We start from the raw sequence: 20,543 nt of genomic DNA on the forward strand, positions 1-20,543 counted from the left end.
CCCTCGCCGGGACGGAACTCGTGCCGACACCAGACGCAGGCGGCACCGGACAGCTGCGCCGGGGCGAGGGTGTCGAGCCCGGGTAGGGCGGCTCGCAGCACCACCGGCTTCGGTTCAGACATGCCGGACTCCTGCGGGCGCGGTGGCCGTGCGGCCGCCCTCGATCCAGGCGGCACGCAGCCGCGCACCTTCGGAGCAGTCGGCGAGGATGCCGAAGTGCCGACGGGGGCAGGTGTTCAGGTGCTCGCGGTAGGCCTCGGACGGGCCCCTCGGTTCCTGGCCGTCCTCGTGGTCGTCGAGGCCGGTCATGGTCGGCCCACGGCTCGCAGCGGATCGGCCGTGGCGAGCAGCGTGCGCAGGACGGCGGTGTCGCACAGGTTCCCGGGATGCTCCGGCGCCACCACCCAGCTCATGAGGTACGCGATGTGTCCCACACGGGGGACCCCGAGGAAGGTGCCCGTGCTCAGGCGGTCCTCCGGGCCGTCCCACTCCGCGCCTGGCGTCACCAGGAAGTAGTACGCGCCCAAGGTGCTGCGCAGATCCCTGATCACCGGGCCGCCCAGCCAGTCCCGCAGCGCCGCGGCCACCGTGGCGGGCTCCTCGTCGGCGACCGCGGCGTGGATCCGCTGCGCGGGCACGCGTACGGCGTCGAAGCGGCGCCCGAGCGGGATCATCGCGACGTACGCGTCCGACCACTCCCGCCGGGCCCGGCTCGGCAAGGGGTGGGCCTGGGCCAGCCAGTCAGCGATCAACCGGTTCTCCGCCTGCGAGGGCACCTGTGCTCGGGTGCCGCTTCTCGGCGCTTGCACGGGGGCCGTACTCTCGCCCATGTCGACTCCTTGGTGGTCGGCCATGCCCCGGGGCCGGTCGCACGGTCACCGGGGTCTTCGCTGTGTCTTTCGACGCTAGGAGTGCACCGGAGTCGACCACCAGCTCTGTGCAGATCTGTGCAGCCTGCTACCGGCAGCACTTCTGTGTTCCGTCCGCTCCCTTGACCTGGGCCCCTTGCCGCCACGATCGTGGCGCACAGAAACGCACACTCTGCTGACGGAGGATGACGTGCCGTTACTGTTCATTGGGATCGACCCCGACACCAAAACCGCCGACAGCCCCACCGTGTGGGTCGACCAGGACAAGCGGGAACTCGTCCTCCAGGGGTGGGAGCCGGCGCCCGAACTCCACGCTGAATGCGCCGCCTTCGAGGCGCCCGGCCACGCCGTCGGCATCCCGGACGGAGAAGCCGTGGTCCGAATTCCTGCGAGGATGATCGACATGATCAGGGAGGCGTGCGATGTCCTTCAGCGAGTCAACGATCACTGAGCTGATGGACGGCTGCACACGGACCGCGGTGCACCTGGAGATGCGGGACCAGTATGGTGTCGCTGCCGAAGCCGAGGACTTCCGTACCTGGCTGGAGACCGGCGAGTTCGATACCGATCCCTCCTCGGAGGACTGGGCGCCGTGGGTCGACCTTGTGGGCCGGGCCGTCGGCCGTGGCGTCGCTGTGCGACGTGCTCGCATCGTGTCCGAACCCGTATCCGATTACATCCGGTACGAGCACGCTTCCACCATGGTCAACACGCACGCTGGTGAGGAAGTGCGCTGGCTGCCCCGCCGTCATGCCTCGGCCCTCTGCCTGCCCGGCAACGACTTCTGGCTCTTCGACGACCGTATCGTCCGCTGGGGCTACTTCTCGGGCGACGGTGCGCTGGTCGGACACGAGATCTCGGAGGACCCCGCATCCGCCAAGCTGTGCAGGGACGCCTTCGCGGCGGTGTGGGAACGAGCCATACCGCACGACGACTACCGGATCGACTGAGCAGGAAGCACCGGCAGCCAGCTCATGTCCGTCTCCCCTTCCTCGTCGGCCCAGGCCGCGCGCGAAGCTGTCGCCCGGCAGCTCCGCACCCTCCGCAAGGAGGCCGGGATGACGCTCGTACAACTGGCTGCCGCGTGCGACTGGCACCACTCCAAGACGTCGCGGATTGAGAACGCGCTCACCGGGCCGTCGGCGTACGACATCCGCCGCTGGTGCACTGCCACCGGCCGTAGTGATCAGGCCCAAGACCTGATCGTCCAGTCCATCAACGCCGAGACGCTGTACCAACAGTGGCGCGACCAGGTGCGCTCCGGGCTCCGGCACATCCAGGAGAGCCGGGTCGGTTTCTTCCGCGGCACCGAGCTTTTCCGCGTGTACTCCTCCGGCCTCGTACCCGGCCTGCTCCAGACCGAGGGGTACGCGACTGCCGTCCTCCGCATCGCTGCGGACTCAAACGACCTTGCTGTGGACGACAGCGTGGAAGCCGCGCGCGCACGCATCGAGCGCTCCCGCCTCATCCACGAACCGGGACATCGCTTCGTGGCGGTGATCGAAGAGTCCGTCTTGCGCTACCGGATTGCTGGAGCAGAAGCCATGTCCGCCCAGCTCGGCTACCTGCTCACCGCGGGGGCCTTGCCCGCCGTCTCCCTCGGCATCATCCCCGTAGCCGGCGAGCGGACGCACTGGCCGGAGGAGACGTTCCACATCTACGACGACAAGCTGGTGGCCATGGAACTCGTGTCGGCCGAGGTACGTGTCACCCAGCCCTCCGAGGTAAGCCAGTACGTGAAGACGTTCGAGCGTCTGCGGAGCATGGCCGTCTACGGTGCGGAGGCCCGCGGCCTCATCCTCCGCGCGATCGAGGCGCTGCACTGAACAGGGCACGACGAAGGCTCCCTCCCGCCCGAAGGCGAGAAGGGGCGAAGCGTTTCAGCGGGCGATCAGTGCGGACAGGCCGGAACCAGCGCCGATCACCCCGGCGAGAGCGGCGATCGTCGGCAGCGGCCACCTCCCCCGCTCCAGGACGTCGAGGCGCCGCTCGTGGTCATCCAGCGTCTTGTCCGTCTGCTCGCCGCGCTGCTCCAGGAGCGCGAGCTGGCCGCGCTGCTCGGCGAACCCGACCTCCGTCGTGCGGCGGAGTTCGGCGAGTTCCAGCGCGACATCACGTGTCCCGGGCGCCGTCACAGCCTTCTCTACGGCGACTCCGTGAGCCCCGGCCCCCCGGCCGCTTGTTGCCTCGGCGGTCGGCAGGGCGAGCACCACGGCGAGCCCGGCAGTGCTCAGGGCGGCTGTCCACGGGGCGCCGAGGACAGCGAGGAGACGGCGTCCAGCTGGGCCTGTGGCCAAGGGTCCTCGCCGTCGCCCCAGCTCGTCACCGGTCGCCGCCCACCACTGCGTCTGCGCACACCGCGTCCGCCGAGACGTCGTACGTGACGCCCGTGCCGCCCGCGGAGGTGGCGACCTTCAGCAGGTCCCCGGTCCCGGCGATCACCGCGTACCCCGTGGCGTCCGCTTGGCCCGTCATGACGCCGAGGCAGGCGCCCGGCCGGAGCTGCGCCGCCCTGTCGGGCGACGGAGTCGGCCAGGCCCCCGCCGTGGGGCGCCCTCGGGAAACGACAAGGGCCCGACCTGCTTTCGCAGGTCGGGCCCTTGATCATCAGGGTGAGTGACGGGACTTGAACCCGCGGCCACCTGGACCACAACCAGGTGCTCTACCAACTGAGCTACACCCACCGTGAGCCGGTCTTTGTCGTTCTTCCGACCGGCCGAGAAAAAGTGTACAGGGTCCGAAGGGGTGCTCGCGCACCCCTTCTTCCGACCCCGTCCACCAGGCCCTTCCGGGCCGCCTAGCTCGCGGGCAGCACGTGCTTCGCCGCGATCGACTTCGCCGTGTCCGAGTCCGGGCCCGGCTGCGGGACGAAGATCGCCTCGCGGTAGTAGCGCAGCTCGGCGATGGATTCGCGGATGTCGGCGAGCGCCCGGTGGTTGCCGTTCTTGTCCGGGCTGTTGAAGTACGCCCGCGGGTACCAGCGCCGGGCCAGCTCCTTGATCGAGGAGACGTCCACGATGCGGTAGTGCAGGAAGTTCTCCAGGGTCGGCATGTCCCGCAGCAGGAAGCCGCGGTCCGTGCCGACCGAGTTGCCGCACAGCGGAGCCTTGCGGGGCTCCTTCACATGCTGACGGACGTAGTCGAGGACCTGCTCCTCGGCGGCGGCGAGCGTGGTGCCGCCGGACAGCTCGTCCAGGAGCCCCGAGGTGGTGTGCATCTGCCGCACCACCTCGGGCATGGTCTCCAGCGCTCCGTCCGGCGGGCGGATCACAATGTCCACACCTTCGCCGAGCACGTTCAGTTCCGAGTCGGTGACCAGGGCGGCCACCTCGATAAGTGCGTCATCCGTCAGCGAGAGCCCGGTCATCTCGCAGTCGATCCACACCATGCGATCGTTCATGCGCCCAACCCTACGGCGCGCTCCTGTGGCCGGGGAGCGGCGTGCGTCCCGGCGCGTACGCATCGGCGGGGTGCTTGCCCGCGTCCATCGCCAGGGCCGAGGCCCCGAAGGCGCTCGCCGCCGCCGTACGCCGGGTCTGGGCCGGTACCGAGCCCGGGGACATGCCCGGATTCGGACCCGGTGCGGAGCCGTGCCCGCCCGGACCGCCCGGTCCTCCGTGGCCGCCCGGCCCGTCCGCCGAGACCACCGCGGGCGCGCTGGGCATGGGCGCCGGAGCGCCCGGCGCCCCGGCGGAGCCGTCGAGGCCGCGCTCGCTCTGCGGCCTGCGCGCCCGGTACGCGGCGCGGTAGGCGGCGGGCGAGGAGCCGAGCTGGCGCCGGAAGTGGCCGCGCAGCGCGACGGGCGAGCGGAAGCCGCAGCGTCCGGCGACCTCGTCCACGGAGTAGTCCGAGGTCTCCAGGAGCCGCTGCGCCTGGAGCACCCGCTGGGTGATCAGCCACTGGAGGGGAGCGCTCCCCGTCAGCGAGCGGAAGCGCCGGTCGAAGGTGCGGCGGCTCATATAGGCGCGGGCGGCGAGCGTCTCCACGTCGAACTGCTCGTGGAGGTGTTCGAGCGCCCAGGCGACGACCTCGGCCAGCGGGTCGGCGCCGATCTCCTCCGGGAGCGACCTGTCCAGGTAGCGCTCCTGGCCGCCCGCGCGGCGCGGCGGCACGACGAGCCTGCGGGCGAGCGCGCCCGCCGCCTCGTTGCCGTGATCCGTGCGCACGATGTGCAGACAGAGATCGATTCCGGCCGCGGTGCCGGCCGATGTGAGGACGTCCCCGTCGTCGACGAACAGCTCGCGCGGGTCGACGTGGACGGACGGATAGCGTTTGGCGAGTGTCGGCGCGTACATCCAGTGCGTCGTCGCCGGGCGGCCGTCCAGTAAACCGGCCGCCGCGAGGACGAACGCGCCGGTGCACAGACCGACGATGCGGGCCCCTTCTTCGTGTGCCCGGCGCAACGCGTCGAGTGCCTCCAGCGGGGGCGGCGACGTGATGGACCGCCACGCCGGTACGACGACGGTGCCGGCGCGCGCGATGGCCTCGAGGCCATGCGGCGCGGTGAGTTCAAGCCCGCCCGTGGTGCGCAGCGGCCCCTCTTCACCGGCGCATACGAGCAGCCGGTACCGGGGCACTCCCGCGTCCTGCCGGTCAATGCCGAACACGGAGAGTGGTATGGAACTCTCGAAGATGGGACCACCGCTGAAGAGCAGCACCGCGACGATTTCCCGACGGCGCCGCCCGGAGAGTTTCCGCGCCGCGGCTTCCTGCACGGCAGTGGAGTCGTGGCTCATGGCGCTAAGCCCCCCTCGGTCGTCGCGGCTCCCTGTTCTTGACGTGCTTGCTGGACCTGTCGCTCCTGCACGTTTCCCCTCGGTCCTCCACCAGTCCCCCGCCGTACTACAGTCAAGATCGAATCTACTGCGTCGTGTGACGCTGCCGTGACCAGTTCAGCACTCGGCGCATTGTCGACATGGCAACTTGGCGTGAAGCATTCGATCACGAAGCGTCGCACTCGTGGGCCGTGCAGGGAAGTGCGCCTCGTCCCAGTGGCCGGTCAACGTAGGGTGCGGATGCCTTCTCCGCTCCTTTCACCCCTGGTGGGACGTGGGTTGACCCCCCATTCGGCCAGGGAATGCGGACCAGCCGGAAGTTGGCTGAAAACGTATGGAGGAGTGCGCCGGAATCGGTCAGTCCTCCGGCGCACTCGGGCCCGCGTGCCGCCCGCCCCGGCGCGCCCCCGGAGCCGCCCCCGAGCGGCGCCCCGCGGCGGCCGGACGCCGCTCGGCGCGCGCCCGCTCGGCCCCCCGCTCGGACTGCCTGAGCAGCAGCCGGCACACCCCCGTCACGGCCGCGAGCCCCAGGGCCGACCCGGCCGCCCCCGCCAGCGAGGTCCCGTACCCGACGAGCACGACGGGGACGAGGACACAGGAGAACGCGGCCCAGCGCACCACGTCGCTCGCCGACTCCTGCGGGGCCGCCCCGGGGGTCTCGGTGCCCCGGGGCCCGGCGCCCCCGTGGCCCCGGCGCTCGTGCGCCCCCTCGGTGGCGCGGCGTCGGGCGGTGGGTGCGGCGGCTGGGGCGGCAGTGATCGGTCCTGGCACGGCGTACTCCCTGCGGCGGTGGTTTCGCACGTGGTGTCGGTTCCTGGGGATGTCTCCGAAAGAGTGGTTTCACGGGTTCAACGCGTGGCCATGCGGCCGGTCACTGGCCGGAAGGGGCCAGTGCGCGCGAACCGGGTGCAAACCGCCTGTACGGGGCAGCCGCCATTGCCATCCGGGCCCCGCTCATGCATGCTCCGGTGAACGCCGTGAGGCCCTGCGGAGGCCGTACTGAGGCCTCGGGCGGGCGGTGCGAGCCGCTGCCACGGCCCGGGAGACCCCTGGCCGGGACCTGGGCAGGAGAGGAGTGTCGCCGTACCCTTGGGGTAAGGGGTTGGGAAGATGATTCCCGGACACGCGTCCGGTGACGGCCCGTGTCCGCCGAAGGCCGCAGGGCCCGACCCGCTCTCGGTCCCCGCTCCATCCTCGCTCAGCCCCCGTTCGACCTGATCTCCCGCGCTCCATCCGTTCCACGCACCACCCGTATAACCCGTAGCACGTGCATCACTCGCATCACCCGTATTCACCCGGGGCTCCGTGTACGACCCGCCCCGGACTCCGCGCACGACCCGACCCGGCGCGCCGCACCACGGGCGCCGGAGCACTTGAAAAAAGCCGACCCTCCCACAGAGGACTCCTTCGCCGAGACACCGATGGCCGGTCACGAATTCTCCGAACCCGCGGACCGCAAGAGGCAGGTCGCCGATCCGACGACGACCCCCCGAGCGGCGGAAGAACCACGTCATTCCTGCGATCCGGCCTTCCGGCACGGCGTCGTCGTCGGCTTCGACGGCTCGACGTCCAGCGAGCGGGCCCTCGCCTACGCGATCGGCATGGCACACCGCTCCGGCTCCGGCCTGATCATTGTCCACGTCGCCAATCGCCTGCCCACCACCGTCTGGGCGGGCTGCGAGCCACCGGTCTTCGTCGACGTCCCCGACCACCGCACCGAGGTCCTCGGGCTCGAACTGGCCTGCGCCGACTATCTGTCCGAGGTGCCCTGGATCCTCGTCGAGCGCGGCGGCGACATCTGCCACGAACTCGAAGAGGTCGGCCGGGAGTACTCCGCGGACGCCATCGTCGTCGGCTCGACGCACGGCATCGTGGGGCGCATCTTCGGATCCGTCGCGGGCCGCCTCGCGCGCCGTGCGCAACGGCCCGTGGTCGTCATCCCGTAATTCCGCAACGCCCCGCCGCCCCAGGTGAGATGAGGGAGGCGCGGCGTCAACCTCCGTACCCCGGCGCATAAATCTACTCGCGCGTAGAGGTGGTTCGCGCGCTTGTGAAGGGTACATACCGGTCGCCGGGGCACCGCGGCACCGCGACTTCTCACCGCCGTCTCCCGCGGACCCCGGGCGCCCTGCCGGCCGGGGGGTGACGGCCACCGGCCGAGGCAGGCACGGGCCGGGGTAATGGGCGACCCCGGTCCCTGAAGGAGTGGCCCCCCGTGTGCTTGGTGGCACGCACGGGGGGCCACTCACTCCCGTGCCGGTGCTACTCGACGGTGACCGACTTCGCCAGGTTGCGCGGCTTGTCGATGTCCCGGCCGAGGGCCAGGGCCGTGTGGTAGGCGAGGAGCTGGAGCGGGATGCCCATGAGGATCGGGTCCAGCTCGTCCTCGTTCTTCGGGACGACGATGGTGTGGTCGGCCTTCTCCTGTTCCTGGTGGGCGACCGCGAGGATCCTGCCGCTGCGGGCCTTGATCTCCTCGAGCGCCGCCCGGTTCTTCTCCAGGAGGTCGTCGTCGGGCACGATCGCGACCGTCGGCAGGGCGGGCTCGATCAGGGCGAGCGGGCCGTGCTTCAGCTCGGAGGCGGGGTAGGCCTCGGCGTGGATGTAGGAGACCTCCTTGAGCTTGAGGGAGGCCTCGCGCGCCACCGGGTAGCCGCGTACGCGCCCGATGAACAGCATCGACTTGGCCTCGGCGAACTCCTGCGCCAGCTTCTTGATCTCGTCCTCGCGCGCCAGCATCTGCTCGATCTGCGCGGGCAGCTGCCGCAGGCCGGCGATGATCCGCTTGCCGTCGGCGACGGACAGGTCCCGGATGCGGCCCAGGTGCAGGGCGAGCAGCGCGAAGGCCACGGTGGTGTTGGTGAAGCACTTGGTGGAGACGACGCAGACCTCGGGGCCCGCGTGCACGTACACGCCCGCGTCCGCCTCGCGGGCGATCGCGGAGCCGACCACGTTGACGATGCCGAAGACGCGGGCGCCCTTGCGCTTCAGCTCCTGCACGGCCGCGAGCACGTCGTACGTCTCACCGGACTGGGAGACGGCCACGTACAGGGTGTCGGGGTCGACGACCGCGTTGCGGTAGCGGAACTCGGACGCCGGCTCGGCGTCGGCGGGGATGCGCGCCAGCTCCTCGATCATCTGGGCGCCGATCATGCCCGCGTGGTACGAGGTGCCGCAGCCGAGGATCTTCACGCGCCGCACCTTGCGGGCGTCGTGGGCGTCCAGGTTCAGGCCGCCGAGGTGCACGGTGGAGAAGCGGTCGTCGATGCGGCCGCGGAGCACGCGGTCCACGGCGTCGGCCTGCTCGAAGATCTCCTTGTGCATGTACGTGTCGTGGCCGCCCATGTCGTACGACTCGGCCTCCCACTCCACGGTGGTCGGCGAGGCCTGGGTGGTGGAGCCCTCGGTGGTGTACGTGCGGTAGTCGTCGGCCTTGATGGTGGCCATCTCGCCGTCGTCGAGGGTGACGACCTGACGGGTGTGGGAGACGAGGGCGGCGACGTCCGAGGCGACGAACATCTCCTTCTCGCCGATGCCGAGGACGACCGGCGAGCCGTTGCGGGCGACGACGATGCGGTCGTTGAAGTCGGCGTGCAGCACGGCGATGCCGTAGGTGCCCTCGATGTGGCGCAGGGCCTCGCGGACCCGCTCCTCCAGGGTCTCGGCCTGCGAGCGCGCGACGAGGTGGGTGATCACCTCGGTGTCGGTCTCGGAGCGGAACTCCACGCCGTCGGCGACGAGCTTGGCGCGCAGCTCGGTGGCGTTGTCGATGATGCCGTTGTGGACGACGGCGACCTTGCCCTCGGCGTCGAGATGGGGGTGCGCGTTCTCGTCGGAGGGGGCGCCGTGCGTGGCCCAGCGGGTGTGGGCGATGCCGGTGGTGCCGGTGAAGCGCTTGGGGACGCGGGCCTCCAGGTCGCGCACGCGGCCCTTGGCCTTGACCATCTTCAGGCCGGTGGCCTTGGGGCTGGTGATGACGACGCCCGCGGAGTCGTAACCGCGGTACTCCAGGCGCTGGAGGCCCTCCAGGAGGAGCGGGGCGACGTCACGCTTGCCGATATATCCGACGATTCCGCACATAAGGGTCCCTTGGGTGTGGTGGGGATGGTCTAGCCGTAGACGATGCGGCGCAGCTGTCTGAGCGATAGCTCGGGCGGTGCCACGGCGCGGTAGCGCAGGTCCGCCGCGATCCGCTCGAAGATCTCCGTGTTCACCAGGCCCTGACCCTGGAGTTCACGGTGGCGGCGGCGGACGTACGCCTCGGTCGTCTCGTCGAAGTACGCGAGCACGTCCTGGATCACCCGGAGCGCTTCGCCGCGCTGGAGCTGGGTGGAGCGCGTCAGGTGATCGACAAGGTCTTCGTGCACCCGTTGATCCTGGATTACCCAGGGGCCTTACGCAAGAATCCTGCCCGGAATCGGGCAAGGTTAGCTCGATTGCTGATGCGGGGCGGGGGCCGGGGGCCCCGGGTGTCACATCCGCCTCAGGACCGCCTGCTTGGCCGCGGCGAACTCCTCGTCCGTGAGGATGCCGCCCTGGTGCAGCTCGCCCAGCTCCCGCAGGCGGCGCAGCAGCGCGTCGTGGTCGTCCTCGGCGGGCGGCGCGGGCGCGGCGCCGGCCGCGGCGGGCGCGAGCTGCTTCGGGGCCGGCTCCGGAGCCGCGGGGCGCGCCGGGTGCGGGAGCCGGGCCTGGACGGCCGCCGCGACGAGCGCCATCAGCGGGTCCTTCTTGAAGCCCCACAGCTCCACCGAGTTCGGGTCGTACTTCGGCGGGGCCTTGGTGACCGAGTTCCGCACGGTGAAGCGGAGGTAGCCGTTCTCCAGGCCTATCGCGGGCTGCCACTCGACGGCGGCGATCTCGGCAAGCGCGATCGTCCGGGTGCCCGCGGCGGCCTTGGCCTCCTCCGTCTTCCAGTTCCACTCCAGGCGGATGTGCTCCCCGTCGAAGCTCACGGTGGCGTCGCCCGCGGAGACCTGGAGCGGCACGGACGGGCCGGGCAGCAGATAGGAGTCACAGCCGGCGGCCGGTACCTGTTCGAGCAGCAGGGCGTTGCGCAGCTCGTCGACCACGTACTCGGCGACGCCGTACCGGTCGGGCTCCACCGCGAGCTGGTACGGGTCGGAGGCGTCGGCGAGCTTGCCCGCGGTCGCCTGGAGCAGCGGATCCGCGCCGTCACGCAGGCGCAGCCGAAGTCGCCCGCTCTTCTTGCCCTGTTCGAAGGCGACGCCCGCCAAGGCCTGGAGCGGCACCGTCAGTTCGCCCAGGGTCTTGCGCAGCAGCGAAACGCCTTTGTCGTGCCCCGGCACGAGCCGCAGGGTCACTCCGTCGAAGGTCCAGGTGCCGTCGCGCTGGATGATTTCCGCCATGGGGCGATTCTCGCATCGCCGTCCTGGCCAGGTGGTCTACACCTTGACCCGACCTGGGGTGCGCGGTACGCATGGTGACGGTTCGACCTCCGTCACATCCGCGTCGCCCGTCGAAGGGACCCGCTTGTGAGAAAGGACCACCGACCGACACGTGTCATCGGATCACTGCTCCTCATCGCCGCCACGGGCCTGTCGACCGTGGCGGCCGCTCCCGGCGGGGACCGCCGCCACGCCCCCGCGCCCACGCCGCTCGGGCGGATCATCCCCGCGCCCCTCAAGGCCATTGCGGCCGGGCCGGGTTACGAGATCACCGCCGAGACCCGCATCCGGGTCGGCGGCCACCCCGAGGAGCGGCGCGTCGGCGAGTACCTCGCCCGGCTGCTCCGGCCCGCCACCGGCTTCCGCCTTCCCGTGACCGACCGTGCGGGCGGCGACGGCATCCGGCTGCGCGTCAGCACCGGGCACGAGGACAAGCTCCTCGGCGCCGAGGGCTACCGGCTGGTCTCCGGGCGCCGCGCCCTCACCCTCACCTCGTCGTCGGGCACCGGCCTCTTCCACGGCGCCCAGACGCTGCGCCAGCAACTGCCCGCCGCCGTCGAGAAGCCGTCGCGGCAGCGCGGCCCGTGGCGGATCGCGGGCGGCACCATCGAGGACTCCCCGCGCTACGCCTACCGCGGGGCGATGCTCGACGTGTCCCGCCACTTCTTCCCCGTCGACCAGGTCAAGCGGTACGTCGACCAGTTGGCCCTCTACAAGATGAACACGCTGCACCTGCACCTGAGCGACGACCAGGGCTGGCGCATCGCCGTCGACTCCTGGCCGCGGCTCGCGACCTACGGCGGCTCCACACAGGTCGGCGGCGGCCCCGGCGGCTACTACACCAAGGAGCAGTACCGCGAGATCGTCTCCTACGCCGCCTCGCGGGGCCTCGAAGTGATCCCCGAGATCGACATGCCGAGCCACACGAACGCCGCGCTCGCCTCCTACGCCGAGCTGAACTGCGACGGCGTGGCACCGCCCCTGTACACCGGTACGGAGGTCGGCTTCAGCTCGCTGTGCGTCGACAAGGACATCACGTACGACTTCGTGGACGACGTGATCCGCGAGCTGGCCGCGCTCACCCCGGGCCGCTACCTCCACATCGGCGGTGACGAGGCGCACTCCACAAGCCACGAGGACTTCGTGACGTTCATGACCAAGGTGCAGCCGATCGTCGCCAAGTACGGCAAGACCGTGCTCGCCTGGCACCAGCTGACCGAGGCGAAGCCCGCGCCGGGCGCCGTCGCGCAGTACTGGGGCTACGACCGCACCGGGCAGGCCGAGCGCGACCGGGTCGTGAACGCGGCGCGGAACGGCACGGCCCTCGTGCTCTCGCCCGCCGACCGGTCCTACCTCGACCACAAGTACGACAAGGACACCCCGCTCGGCCTCAAGTGGGCCGGATACGTGGACGTGCGGCGGGCCTACGACTGGGATCCGGGCACCTACCTCCCGGGAGTCCCGGCCGACGCGGTCCTCGGGGTCGAGGCGCCGCTGTGGACGGAGACTCTGTCGACCACCGCGCACCTCGACCACATGGCGTTCCCGCGCCTGCCCGGCATCGCCGAACTCGGCTGGTCACCCGCCGCGAGCCACGGCTGGGAGCCGTACCGGGCGCGCCTCGCGGAGCAGGCCCCGCGCTGGGACGCCCTGGGCATCGGCTACTTCAGGTCGCCGCAGGTGCCGTGGCCCGCGCGGTGATCCGCTGACGGGTGCGGACGGGGCTCCGGAGGACCGTACTCCGGAGCCCCGCCGGTCTCAGGGGCGCGGCGCCGCGCTCACGCCGGGGCTCCCGCCGGCAGGGCGGGCCGCGCGGCCACGGCCCGGCGGACGAGGGCCGCGTCGAAGCGCTCGCGGGTGCAGAAGGCGAGCAGGGTCCGTGCCTCCGGCCGCTCGACCTCGCACCCGGGCACGAAGCCCACGACCTCGTGCAGCTCCTGCGCGGCGTGGTCGGCGACGTCGGCCTCGACCACGACCCGGGCCGTGCGGGGGTCGGCGAAGAGGTGCTCCAGGACCGTGGTGAGCGCCGCCCGGCCGAAGCCGGGGTCCCGGTCCGCGCTCGGGGCCGCCAGGAAGCGCACGCCCACGTCGCCGGGTTCGGGCTCGTACGGCTCTGCGGGTTCGGCGTGGCGCGGGTCGTAGCGCTCCACCAGGAACGCGGGCTCGCCGTCGCGCAGGCCGACGAACGCGTCGTGGTGCTCCTCGGCCGCGACGTGCATGTACGCGCGCTCCACCTCATGGAGCCGGGCACCCCACATCGGCCAGAAGACCGACCGGGGGTGCGTCACCCAGGGGTGGATCAACTGGGCGTCCGTGAAGGGGTCGAGGGGGCGCAGCGTGAGGGTCTCGAAGGCGTTCACAGGGCTAGCTCCCGAGGGGCGTCGTACGGCTCGTGGGGGTCAGCTGGCGCGGACAAGGCTCTCTCCCAGGTACCGCTCGGCGTGGCCGGCGATCAGGTCGAGTACGGCTCGGAGGTCGGCGGCGGTGGTCTCCGGGTCGCGCAGGGCGAGCTTCAGGTACCGCCGGTCGCCCGCCCTGGTGCCCGCGACCACGGCGGTGCCGGCGGCCAGGAGGGCCTTGCGGGCGTACAGGTTGGCGCGGTCGATGGCGGCGGGGGAGCAGATCGCGGCCGGGATGTAGCGGAAGACGAGGGTGGACAGCTGGGGTTCGGCGACGATGTCGAAGCGCGGGTCGGCGGCGATGAGGTCGAAGCCGCGCGCCGCGGTGTCGCAGACCTCGTCGAAGAGGTCACCGACGGCGTCCGCGCCCATGACGCGCAGCGTCAGCCAGAGTTTCAGGGCGTCGAAGCGGCGGGTGCCCCGGGGGGATTCGTCCGCCTGGCCGGGGACGCGTTCCCGGGCCGCGCGGCGCGGGTCCAGGTGGCCGGTGAGGTCCCTGGCGTGGCGCAGCGTCGCCGCGGAGCGGACGAGGAGCGCGGCGCAGCCGGCGGGCTGGAACAAGGACGCGTGGAAGTCGAGCGTCACCGAGTCGGCGCGCTCGATGCCGTCGAGGAGGTGGCGCCGGGTGCGCGAGGCGAGCGGCCCGCAGCCGTGCGCGGCGTCCACGTGCAGCCAGACGCCGTGGCGCGCGCACACGTCGGCGAGCTGCGGCAGCGGGTCGACGGCGCCGAAGTCGGCGGTGCCCGCCGTCGCGACGACGGCCATCGGGACCAGGCCCTCGCATGCGCAGCGCTCCAGCTCGCGGGCGAGCGCGACGGTCTGCATGCGCCCCGCCCGGTCGGTGGGGACGGCGATGACGGCGTCCGGGCCGAGGCCGAGGAGTTTCGCGGCCTTGCGGATGCCGGGCCGTGCCCCCGCGGAGGTGAGGACGCGCAGCGTGCGCGGGTCGTCCGCCCCGGCCTCCTCGCGGGCGAGCAGCAGCGCCTGGAGGTCGGCCTGGTCGCCGTCGGAGGTGAACACGCCGTCGGCGTCCGGGCCGAGCCCCGCGCGCCCGGCCGCCCAGTCGACGAGGCGCCGCTCGACAAGGGCGCCGCCCGCGGGCGCGTCCCAGGTGCCGAGCGAGGAGTTCACGGCGGACAGCACGGCCTCCCCGACGACGGCCGGGATGACGACCGGTCCTGCGTGGCCCGCGAGGTGGTGGGGGTGGTGGACGTGGACCGCGTCGCGCAGATACAGCTCGTCGAGTTCGTCGAGGGCGGCCACGGTGTCGTGCAGCGGGGCGTCGAGGTCGACGGCGGCGACCCGGGGGGACGGGCCTTCGGCCTGGTCACCGGTGAACGGCCGGGATGCGGCGGCGATCCCGGCGGCCACCCGCTCGACTCCTTCGGTCACGCAGGCGCGGTACCGCTCGGTGGTGGTGTCGTTGAGCAGGTGCGAGCGCATGAACGGTCCTCCAGGTGAGGGGACGGGGGTCGCGCCCCGGGGCAGGGCACAGCGGGGAGGAATCCGGGGCGCGACGTTGAACTTAGGTTAGCCTAACCTAAGCTGAAATCAAGGGTGCTGGAGGGGTCGGCGGGGCGGCCGGGACGCACGGAGCCGCCCTCTCCGCGGGGCGGAGGGGCGGCTCTGTACGGGGTGCGGGCGCGGGTCAGGAGACCTTCTTGGCCTTCTCGATCGCCTCGGCGAGGTCCTCCAGGATCGGCGCGCACTTGGCGTACGAGAAGATCGGCTCGGTCACGCGCGGGATGACCTGCCCGGCCTTCACCGCGGGCAGCTTGCCCCAGGTGGGCTTCTGCTTCTCCAGGCCCTCCGGCTGGAGGGCGGAGGTGCGGTTGTCCATCATGATGACGTCGGCCTCGTACTTGTCGACGTTCTCCCAGGACAGGTTCTCGAACCAGCCCCCGCTCGCCTTCAGGGCCTTCGCCGGCGGCTCGACGATGTTCACACCGAGGGCCTTGAAGTACTCCAGGTCCGCGGAGAGGTTGGAGCCGGAGACGTAGAACACGTCCGCGCTCGCGGAGCCCACCAGGACCTTGATCTCCGGCCGGGCCTTCGCGGCCTTGCGCAGCCGCTCCGCCGCGGCCTCGAAGCGCTTCTTCGCCTTGACGACCTTGTCGGCCTTCACGTCCGCGCCGAGGGATTCGGCGAGCGCGAGCAGCCGTTCGAGGGGCTTGGTCATCTGGCGGTCGTACACCGAGACGCCGACGCTCGGCGCGAGCTTGAGGATCTTGTCCTTGGACGCCTCGGGGACGTACCAGAGCGTGCCCTTGTCGTCGAACATGGTCGAGATCAGGACATCCGGCTGGAGGCCCACGTACTTCTCGATGTTGAACTGGTCCCACGCGTTGCCGAGGATCGTCAGCTTGCTGACGTCCATGTCACCGGCCTGGACGTCCGCCTTGCCGTCCTTGGTCCTGGTGGGCCCGAAGACGCCCTTCACCTCGACGCCGTAGTCGTACAGCGCGGCGGCGACACCGGTGAACGCGACGATGTTCTTCGGCGTGGAGCCCTTCTTGGCCGTCTGGCCGCGGTCGTCCTTGAAGGACCAGGGCCCGCCGTCCTCGCCGGCGCCGCCGCCCTTGCTCTTGTCGGCCTTCTCGTCCCCGCAGGCGGCGAGGACGGCGGTGAGGCCGAGGGCGCCGCCGACGGCGAGGATGCCGCGGCGGGTGGGGTGGGGGAGACGGGGCATGGGGGACTCTGCTTTCGTGAAGGCCCCCTGACGGGGTCCTGGCCGGAAATCGTGCTTAGGTTAACCTAACCTTTCTTCCTGCTCGGCCCCGGCCTGCCGGCTTGCACGCCCGTACATGGCGAGAACCCCGCTCACCCACCCCGAAAGGGGCGAGTGAGCGGGGTTCCATCAGCCCGTCCGGCGTCCGAGGACGAGCGCGTCAGCGCGAGGAGGGCGGCGAGCCGGACCGGCAGGTCAGCTCGTGAGGCCCAGCTCTCGGGCGATCAGCATGCGCTGGACCTCGCTGGTGCCCTCGCCGATTTCGAGGATCTTGGAGTCCCGCCACATGCGGGCCACGGGGTACTCGTTCATGAAGCCGTAGCCGCCGTGGATCTGGGTGGCCTCGCGCGCGTTGTCGACGGCGATGGTCGACGAGTAGAGCTTGGCGAGGGCCGCCTCCTTCTTGAAGGGCTCCCCGGCGACCAGGCGGGAGGCCGCGTCGCGCCAGGCGAGGCGGGAGGTGTGCGCCTTCATCTCCATGTCGGCGATCTTGAACTGGATGGCCTGGTTGGAGCCGATCGGCCGCCCGAAGGCGTGCCGCTCCTTGGCGTACTTCACGGACTGGTCCACGCAGCCCTGCGCGAGGCCCGTCGCGAGCGCGGCGATGGCGACACGGCCCTCGTCGAGGATGCGCAGGAACTGGGCGTAGCCGCGGCCCTGCTCGCCGAGGAGGTTGGCCCGCGGCACGCGGACGTCGGCGAAGGACAGCTCGCGGGTGTCCGACGCGTTCCAGCCGACCTTCGAGTACGGCGCCGCCACCGTGAAGCCCGGCGTGCCGGACGGCACGATGATGGAGGAGATCAGCGGCTTGCCCGCGTCGGTGCGGCCGGTGACGGCCGTGACCGTGACCAGGCCCGTGATGTCGGTGCCGGAGTTGGTGATGAAGCACTTCGTGCCGTTGACGACCCATTCCCCGGTGGCCTCGTCCAGGCGCGCCGTCGTCAGGGTGCCCCCCGCGTCCGAGCCCGCGCCGGGCTCGGTGAGCCCGAAGGCGCCGAGCAGCTCGCCCGAGCAGAGCCGCGGCAGCCACGTGCGCTTCTGCTCGTCCGTGCCGAAGAGGTGCAGCGGCATCGCGCCGAGCGAGACGCCCGCCTCCAGGGTGATCGCGACGGAGGAGTCGACGCGCGCCAGCTCCTCCAGGGCGATGCCGAGCGCCAGGTAGTCGCCGCCCATGCCGCCGTACTCCTCGGGGAACGGCAGGCCGAACAGGCCCATGCGGCCCATCTCGCGCACGATCTCGTACGGGAACTCGTGCCGCTCGTAGTAGTCGCCGATCTTCGGCGCGACCACGTCGTTCGCGAACGCCTCGACGGTGCGGCGGAGTTCCTCGTGCTCTGGGGAGAGGTGGTGGTCCATGAAGATCACGGCTCCTTGTGGGAGAGGGCACGCACGGTGCGGGACGGGCTCGGTCGGCCCAACTGGGTGGCCATCCACACGCTGGTGGCGGTGAGGCGGCCGAGGTCGACCCCGGTCTCGATGCCGAGGCCGTGCAGCATCCACACGAGGTCTTCGGTGGCGAGGTTGCCGGTGGCGCTCTTGGCGTACGGGCAGCCGCCGAGGCCGCCCGCGGAGGCGTCGACGGTGGTCACGCCGTGCTGGAGCGCCGCGAGGGTGTTGGCGAGGGCCTGCCCGTACGTGTCGTGGAAGTGCACGCCGACGCGGTCCGTCGGCACGCCCTGTTCGTTCAGCGCGGCGAGCAGCGCCAGGACGTGGCCCGGTGTGGCCACGCCGATGGTGTCGCCGAGGCTCAGCTCGTCGCAGCCCATGTCGAGCAGCGCCCGGCAGACCCGGACCACCTGGGCGATCGGCACGGCGCCCTCCCAGGGGTCGCCGAAGCACATGGAGAGGTAGCCGCGGACGTGCACCCGCTCGTGCGCGGCCTGGGCCGCCTTGGCGCGGGCCACCACCGGCTCGAACATCGCCAGGGCCCCGTCCACCGTGCGGTTCAGATTGGCCTTGGCGAAGGACTCCGTGGCGCTGGCGAACACGGCGACGCGGCGGGCGCCGAGCGCGAGCGCGCGGTCCAGGCCGCGCTCGTTGGGCACCAGGACCGGCAGATGTACGCCCTCGATGTCGCCGAGCAACGGGAAGAGCCGCTCGGCGTCCGCCAGTTGGGGCACCCACTTGGGGTGCACGAAGCTCGTCGCCTCGACGGTGGTCAGGCCCGCGTCGGCAAGGCGGTGCACGAACTCCGCCTTGACCTCGGTGGGGACCGTCGCCTTCTCGTTCTGGAGGCCGTCGCGGGCGCCCACCTCGTGGATGCGGACCCGGGCCGGCAGGCCCTGGGCGGGCACGGCCATGGGCAGACCGGGGGCGGTCATGACGTCTCCTCGGCGCTCTCGTCGGGCACCACCACGGCCAGGACCTGGTCCATGGCGACCGTGGTGCCCGGGGCCACGTCAAGCTCGGTGACGGTGCCCGCGTGCGGCGCGGAGATGACGTGCTCCATCTTCATGGCCTCCACGACGAGGAGGCTCTGGCCCGCCGTCACGCGGTCGCCGGGGGAGACCTTGACGACGGTGACGGTGCCGGGCATCGGGGCGGTCAGGGCGTCCGCCCCCGCGTGCGCGGCGCCGGTCAGCGCGGCCTCCACCGGGTCGTGGTCCCGCACCTCCCAGGCGTCGCCGTCCCGGCCGAGCCACGTTCCGGCGCGGTGGTAGCGGTGGGGCCCTGCCGGGGGCTCCCCAAGCCCGCCCCTTCCCGCAACCAGGGGGCTGCGCCCCCTGGACCCCCCATGGTCGATCTCGACATCGCCTTCGGCGGTGAGCCGGGTGCGGACGACGACCGGGTCGTGTCCCGGTACCCGGAGGTGGTGCACGGTCCACGCGGCTTCGCCGCCGAGGCGCCACCCGTTGGGTACGGAGAAGGGGTCGACCCACGAATTCAGCCCCTTTGGCGCTTGAGGAGCGGGGTCCGGGGCGGAGCCCCGGTTTCGGGAAGGGGCGGGGTGCGGGATACGTGCCAGCGCCGCGGCTTCGTACACCTCGGCCGGTACCTCCGAGGCGACAAGCCCCTCGGCCTCCCGCTCCACCAGGCCCGTGTCCAGCTCCCCGGCCAGCACCGCCGGGTGGGCCAGCAAGCGCCGCAGGAAACCCGTGTTCGTCGGCACGCCGAGGATCACCGTCTCCGCGAGGGCCGCGCGCAGCTTGCGCAGGGCCGTCGCCCGGTCCGGCCCGTACGCGATCACCTTCGACAGCATCGGGTCGTACAGGCTGCCGACCTCCGTGCCCTCGCTGAGGCCCGAGTCGGTGCGCACCCCGTCGCCGGAGGGCTCGCGCAGGAGCTGGACGGTGCCGCCGGAGGGCAGGAAGCCGCGGGTGGGGTCCTCGGCGCAGACGCGGGCCTCCACGGCGTGCCCGGTCAGCGTGATGTCGTCCTGGGTGAAGGGCAGCGGCTCGCCGGACGCGACCCTCAGCTGCCACTCCACCAGGTCGAGCCCGGTGATCAGCTCGGTGACCGGGTGCTCCACCTGGAGGCGGGTGTTCATCTCCATGAAGTAGTACGAGGACGGGTCGCTGCCGGGGACGATGAACTCGACCGTGCCGACGCCGACGTAACCGCAGGAGCGCGCGGCCTCGACGGCGGCCGCGCCCATCGCGGCGCGCGTCGCCTCGTCGAGCAGGACGCTGGGCGCCTCCTCGATGATCTTCTGGTGGCGGCGCTGGAGGGAGCACTCGCGCTCGCCCAGGTGCACGACGTGGCCGTGGGCGTCGGCGAGGACCTGGATCTCGATGTGCCGGGGGCGGTCGACCCAGCGCTCCACGAGCAGGGTGTCGTCGCCGAAGGAGGCGCGCGCCTCGCGCCGGGCGGCGGCGATCTCCTCGCCGAGCAGCGCGGCGTCGCGGACCAGGCGCATGCCCTTGCCGCCGCCGCCCGCGGACGGCTTGAGGAGGACCGGGGTGCCGATCTCCCGCGCGGCCTCGGTGAGCTGGGCGTCGGTGAGGCCGCTGCCCGATGAGCCGGGCACCACGGGGACCCCGGCCGCGCGCACGGTCTCCTTGGCGCGGATCTTGTCGCCCATCAGGTCGATCGCGGCGGCGGGCGGCCCGATGAAGACGAGCCCGGCGTCCGCGCAGGCCTGTGCGAAGGCGGCGTTCTCCGCGAGGAAGCCGTAGCCGGGGTGGACCGCCTGGGCGCCGGACGCGGCGGCGGCTTCGATGAGGCGCTCCGCCGAGAGGTAGCTCTCGGCGGCGGGCGCGGGGCCGAGCCGCACCGCCGTGTCGGCCTCGCGCACGTGCCGGGCGTCGGCGTCGGCGTCGGAGAAGACGGCCACCGAGCGGACGCCGAGGGAGCGCAGCGTGCGGATGACGCGGACGGCGATCTCGCCCCGGTTGGCCACGAGGACTGTCTCGAACATGCTCATTCCG

At 71.8% G+C, this 20,543-nt stretch carries 21 protein-coding genes and 1 tRNA gene; 5 read left to right on the forward strand and 17 right to left on the reverse strand.

All coding sequences use genetic code 11. The annotated features are described in order from the left end of the window. Nucleotides 1-114: 114 nt before the first annotated feature. Together AC07GB_RS23320 and AC07GB_RS23325 are read right to left on the reverse strand one after the other, a co-directional pair. Nucleotides 115-309 (reverse strand): hypothetical protein, encoded by a 195-nt coding sequence (locus tag AC07GB_RS23320; RefSeq protein WP_478848383.1) that lies wholly within the window; start codon nucleotides 307-309, stop codon nucleotides 115-117. After that, on the reverse strand, nucleotides 306-830 hold the full coding sequence (locus AC07GB_RS23325) for a hypothetical protein (RefSeq protein WP_478848385.1): 525 nt from the start codon (nucleotides 828-830) through the stop codon (nucleotides 306-308). Before AC07GB_RS23325 ends, AC07GB_RS23320 begins: the two co-directional genes overlap by 4 nt. A gap of 229 nt (nucleotides 831-1,059) precedes the next feature. Between AC07GB_RS23325 and AC07GB_RS23330 the strand changes: the two genes are divergently transcribed. The 3 genes from AC07GB_RS23330 to AC07GB_RS23340 are packed head-to-tail and all read left to right on the forward strand — an operon-like array spanning nucleotide 1,060 to nucleotide 2,695. Further along, complete coding sequence (locus AC07GB_RS23330) at nucleotides 1,060-1,320, forward strand: hypothetical protein (protein WP_478848387.1); 261 nt, start codon at nucleotides 1,060-1,062, stop codon at nucleotides 1,318-1,320. After that, on the forward strand, nucleotides 1,292-1,819 hold the full coding sequence (locus AC07GB_RS23335) for a DUF6879 family protein (protein WP_478848389.1): 528 nt from the start codon (nucleotides 1,292-1,294) through the stop codon (nucleotides 1,817-1,819). The genes AC07GB_RS23330 and AC07GB_RS23335 overlap by 29 nt, the downstream gene beginning before the upstream one ends. A gap of 24 nt (nucleotides 1,820-1,843) precedes the next feature. Next, nucleotides 1,844-2,695 (forward strand): helix-turn-helix domain-containing protein, encoded by an 852-nt coding sequence (locus tag AC07GB_RS23340; RefSeq protein WP_242718334.1) that lies wholly within the window; start codon nucleotides 1,844-1,846, stop codon nucleotides 2,693-2,695. Between the two features lie 54 nt (nucleotides 2,696-2,749). Here AC07GB_RS23340 and AC07GB_RS23345 read toward each other — a convergent pair whose 3' ends face one another. The 6 genes from AC07GB_RS23345 to AC07GB_RS23370 form a co-directional block, all read right to left on the reverse strand. Further along, nucleotides 2,750-3,004, reverse strand: coding sequence for a hypothetical protein (locus tag AC07GB_RS23345; protein ID WP_478848391.1), 255 nt, complete (start codon nucleotides 3,002-3,004; stop codon nucleotides 2,750-2,752). 187 nt (nucleotides 3,005-3,191) lie between these two features. Continuing rightward, nucleotides 3,192-3,344, reverse strand: a complete 153-nt coding sequence (locus AC07GB_RS23350; protein ID WP_478848393.1) for a hypothetical protein — start codon at nucleotides 3,342-3,344, stop codon at nucleotides 3,192-3,194. 136 nt (nucleotides 3,345-3,480) lie between these two features. Further along, nucleotides 3,481-3,553 (reverse strand) — tRNA-His (locus AC07GB_RS23355). A gap of 113 nt (nucleotides 3,554-3,666) precedes the next feature. After that, complete coding sequence (gene orn, locus AC07GB_RS23360) at nucleotides 3,667-4,269, reverse strand: oligoribonuclease (protein WP_478848395.1); 603 nt, start codon at nucleotides 4,267-4,269, stop codon at nucleotides 3,667-3,669. Between the two features lie 10 nt (nucleotides 4,270-4,279). Continuing rightward, on the reverse strand, nucleotides 4,280-5,605 hold the full coding sequence (locus AC07GB_RS23365; RefSeq protein ID WP_478848397.1) for a helix-turn-helix domain-containing protein: 1,326 nt from the start codon (nucleotides 5,603-5,605) through the stop codon (nucleotides 4,280-4,282). 396 nt (nucleotides 5,606-6,001) lie between these two features. Further along, nucleotides 6,002-6,265: a hypothetical protein gene (locus tag AC07GB_RS23370; protein WP_478848522.1), complete on the reverse strand. Its 264-nt coding sequence runs from the start codon at nucleotides 6,263-6,265 to the stop codon at nucleotides 6,002-6,004. 800 nt (nucleotides 6,266-7,065) lie between these two features. On the opposite strand from AC07GB_RS23370, the gene AC07GB_RS23375 reads away from it, so the two are divergent. Next, entirely contained in the window at nucleotides 7,066-7,590 is a 525-nt protein-coding gene (locus tag AC07GB_RS23375) for a universal stress protein (protein ID WP_478848399.1), read from the forward strand. Between the two features lie 316 nt (nucleotides 7,591-7,906). Here the strand turns inward: AC07GB_RS23375 and glmS are convergent, their stop codons facing one another. The 3 genes from glmS to AC07GB_RS23390 all read right to left on the reverse strand — a co-directional run bounded on the left by glmS (nucleotide 7,907) and on the right by AC07GB_RS23390 (nucleotide 11,010). Further along, entirely contained in the window at nucleotides 7,907-9,724 is a 1,818-nt protein-coding gene (glmS, locus tag AC07GB_RS23380) for a glutamine--fructose-6-phosphate transaminase (isomerizing) (protein WP_478848401.1), read from the reverse strand. Nucleotides 9,725-9,753: 29 nt separating this feature from the next. Next, entirely contained in the window at nucleotides 9,754-10,011 is a 258-nt protein-coding gene (locus AC07GB_RS23385; protein ID WP_144003572.1) for a hypothetical protein, read from the reverse strand. A 105-nt stretch (nucleotides 10,012-10,116) separates the two neighbouring features. Then, nucleotides 10,117-11,010 carry a DUF4429 domain-containing protein gene (locus tag AC07GB_RS23390; RefSeq protein WP_478848403.1) on the reverse strand — a complete coding sequence of 298 codons (894 nt, stop codon included), beginning with the start codon at nucleotides 11,008-11,010 and terminating at the stop codon, nucleotides 10,117-10,119. A gap of 126 nt (nucleotides 11,011-11,136) precedes the next feature. Here AC07GB_RS23390 and AC07GB_RS23395 point away from each other — a divergent pair, with 126 nt between their 5' ends. After that, a complete protein-coding gene (locus tag AC07GB_RS23395) occupies nucleotides 11,137-12,750 on the forward strand; it encodes a beta-N-acetylhexosaminidase (protein ID WP_478848405.1) in 1,614 nt (537 codons plus the stop codon). A 77-nt stretch (nucleotides 12,751-12,827) separates the two neighbouring features. On the opposite strand, the gene AC07GB_RS23400 is transcribed toward AC07GB_RS23395, so the two are convergent. From AC07GB_RS23400 to AC07GB_RS23425, 6 genes are all read right to left on the reverse strand, one after another. After that, the gene (locus tag AC07GB_RS23400; RefSeq protein WP_478848407.1) at nucleotides 12,828-13,409 is read right to left on the reverse strand and encodes a GNAT family N-acetyltransferase; all 582 of its coding nucleotides are present in this window, start codon (nucleotides 13,407-13,409) and stop codon (nucleotides 12,828-12,830) included. Between the two features lie 39 nt (nucleotides 13,410-13,448). Beyond that, a complete protein-coding gene (locus AC07GB_RS23405) occupies nucleotides 13,449-14,891 on the reverse strand; it encodes a pyridoxal phosphate-dependent decarboxylase family protein (RefSeq protein WP_478848409.1) in 1,443 nt (480 codons plus the stop codon). Between the two features lie 205 nt (nucleotides 14,892-15,096). Continuing rightward, a complete protein-coding gene (locus tag AC07GB_RS23410) occupies nucleotides 15,097-16,137 on the reverse strand; it encodes an ABC transporter substrate-binding protein (RefSeq protein ID WP_478848411.1) in 1,041 nt (346 codons plus the stop codon). 234 nt (nucleotides 16,138-16,371) lie between these two features. Further along, nucleotides 16,372-17,532 carry an acyl-CoA dehydrogenase family protein gene (locus AC07GB_RS23415; RefSeq protein WP_478848413.1) on the reverse strand — a complete coding sequence of 387 codons (1,161 nt, stop codon included), beginning with the start codon at nucleotides 17,530-17,532 and terminating at the stop codon, nucleotides 16,372-16,374. A gap of 5 nt (nucleotides 17,533-17,537) precedes the next feature. Beyond that, the gene (locus tag AC07GB_RS23420) at nucleotides 17,538-18,497 is read right to left on the reverse strand and encodes a hydroxymethylglutaryl-CoA lyase (RefSeq protein WP_478848415.1); all 960 of its coding nucleotides are present in this window, start codon (nucleotides 18,495-18,497) and stop codon (nucleotides 17,538-17,540) included. After that, on the reverse strand, nucleotides 18,494-20,533 hold the full coding sequence (locus tag AC07GB_RS23425; RefSeq protein WP_478848417.1) for an acetyl/propionyl/methylcrotonyl-CoA carboxylase subunit alpha: 2,040 nt from the start codon (nucleotides 20,531-20,533) through the stop codon (nucleotides 18,494-18,496). Before AC07GB_RS23425 ends, AC07GB_RS23420 begins: the two co-directional genes overlap by 4 nt. Nucleotides 20,534-20,543: the final 10 nt, after the last annotated feature.

Source organism: Streptomyces sp. NPDC045778 (genome assembly GCF_056431945.1).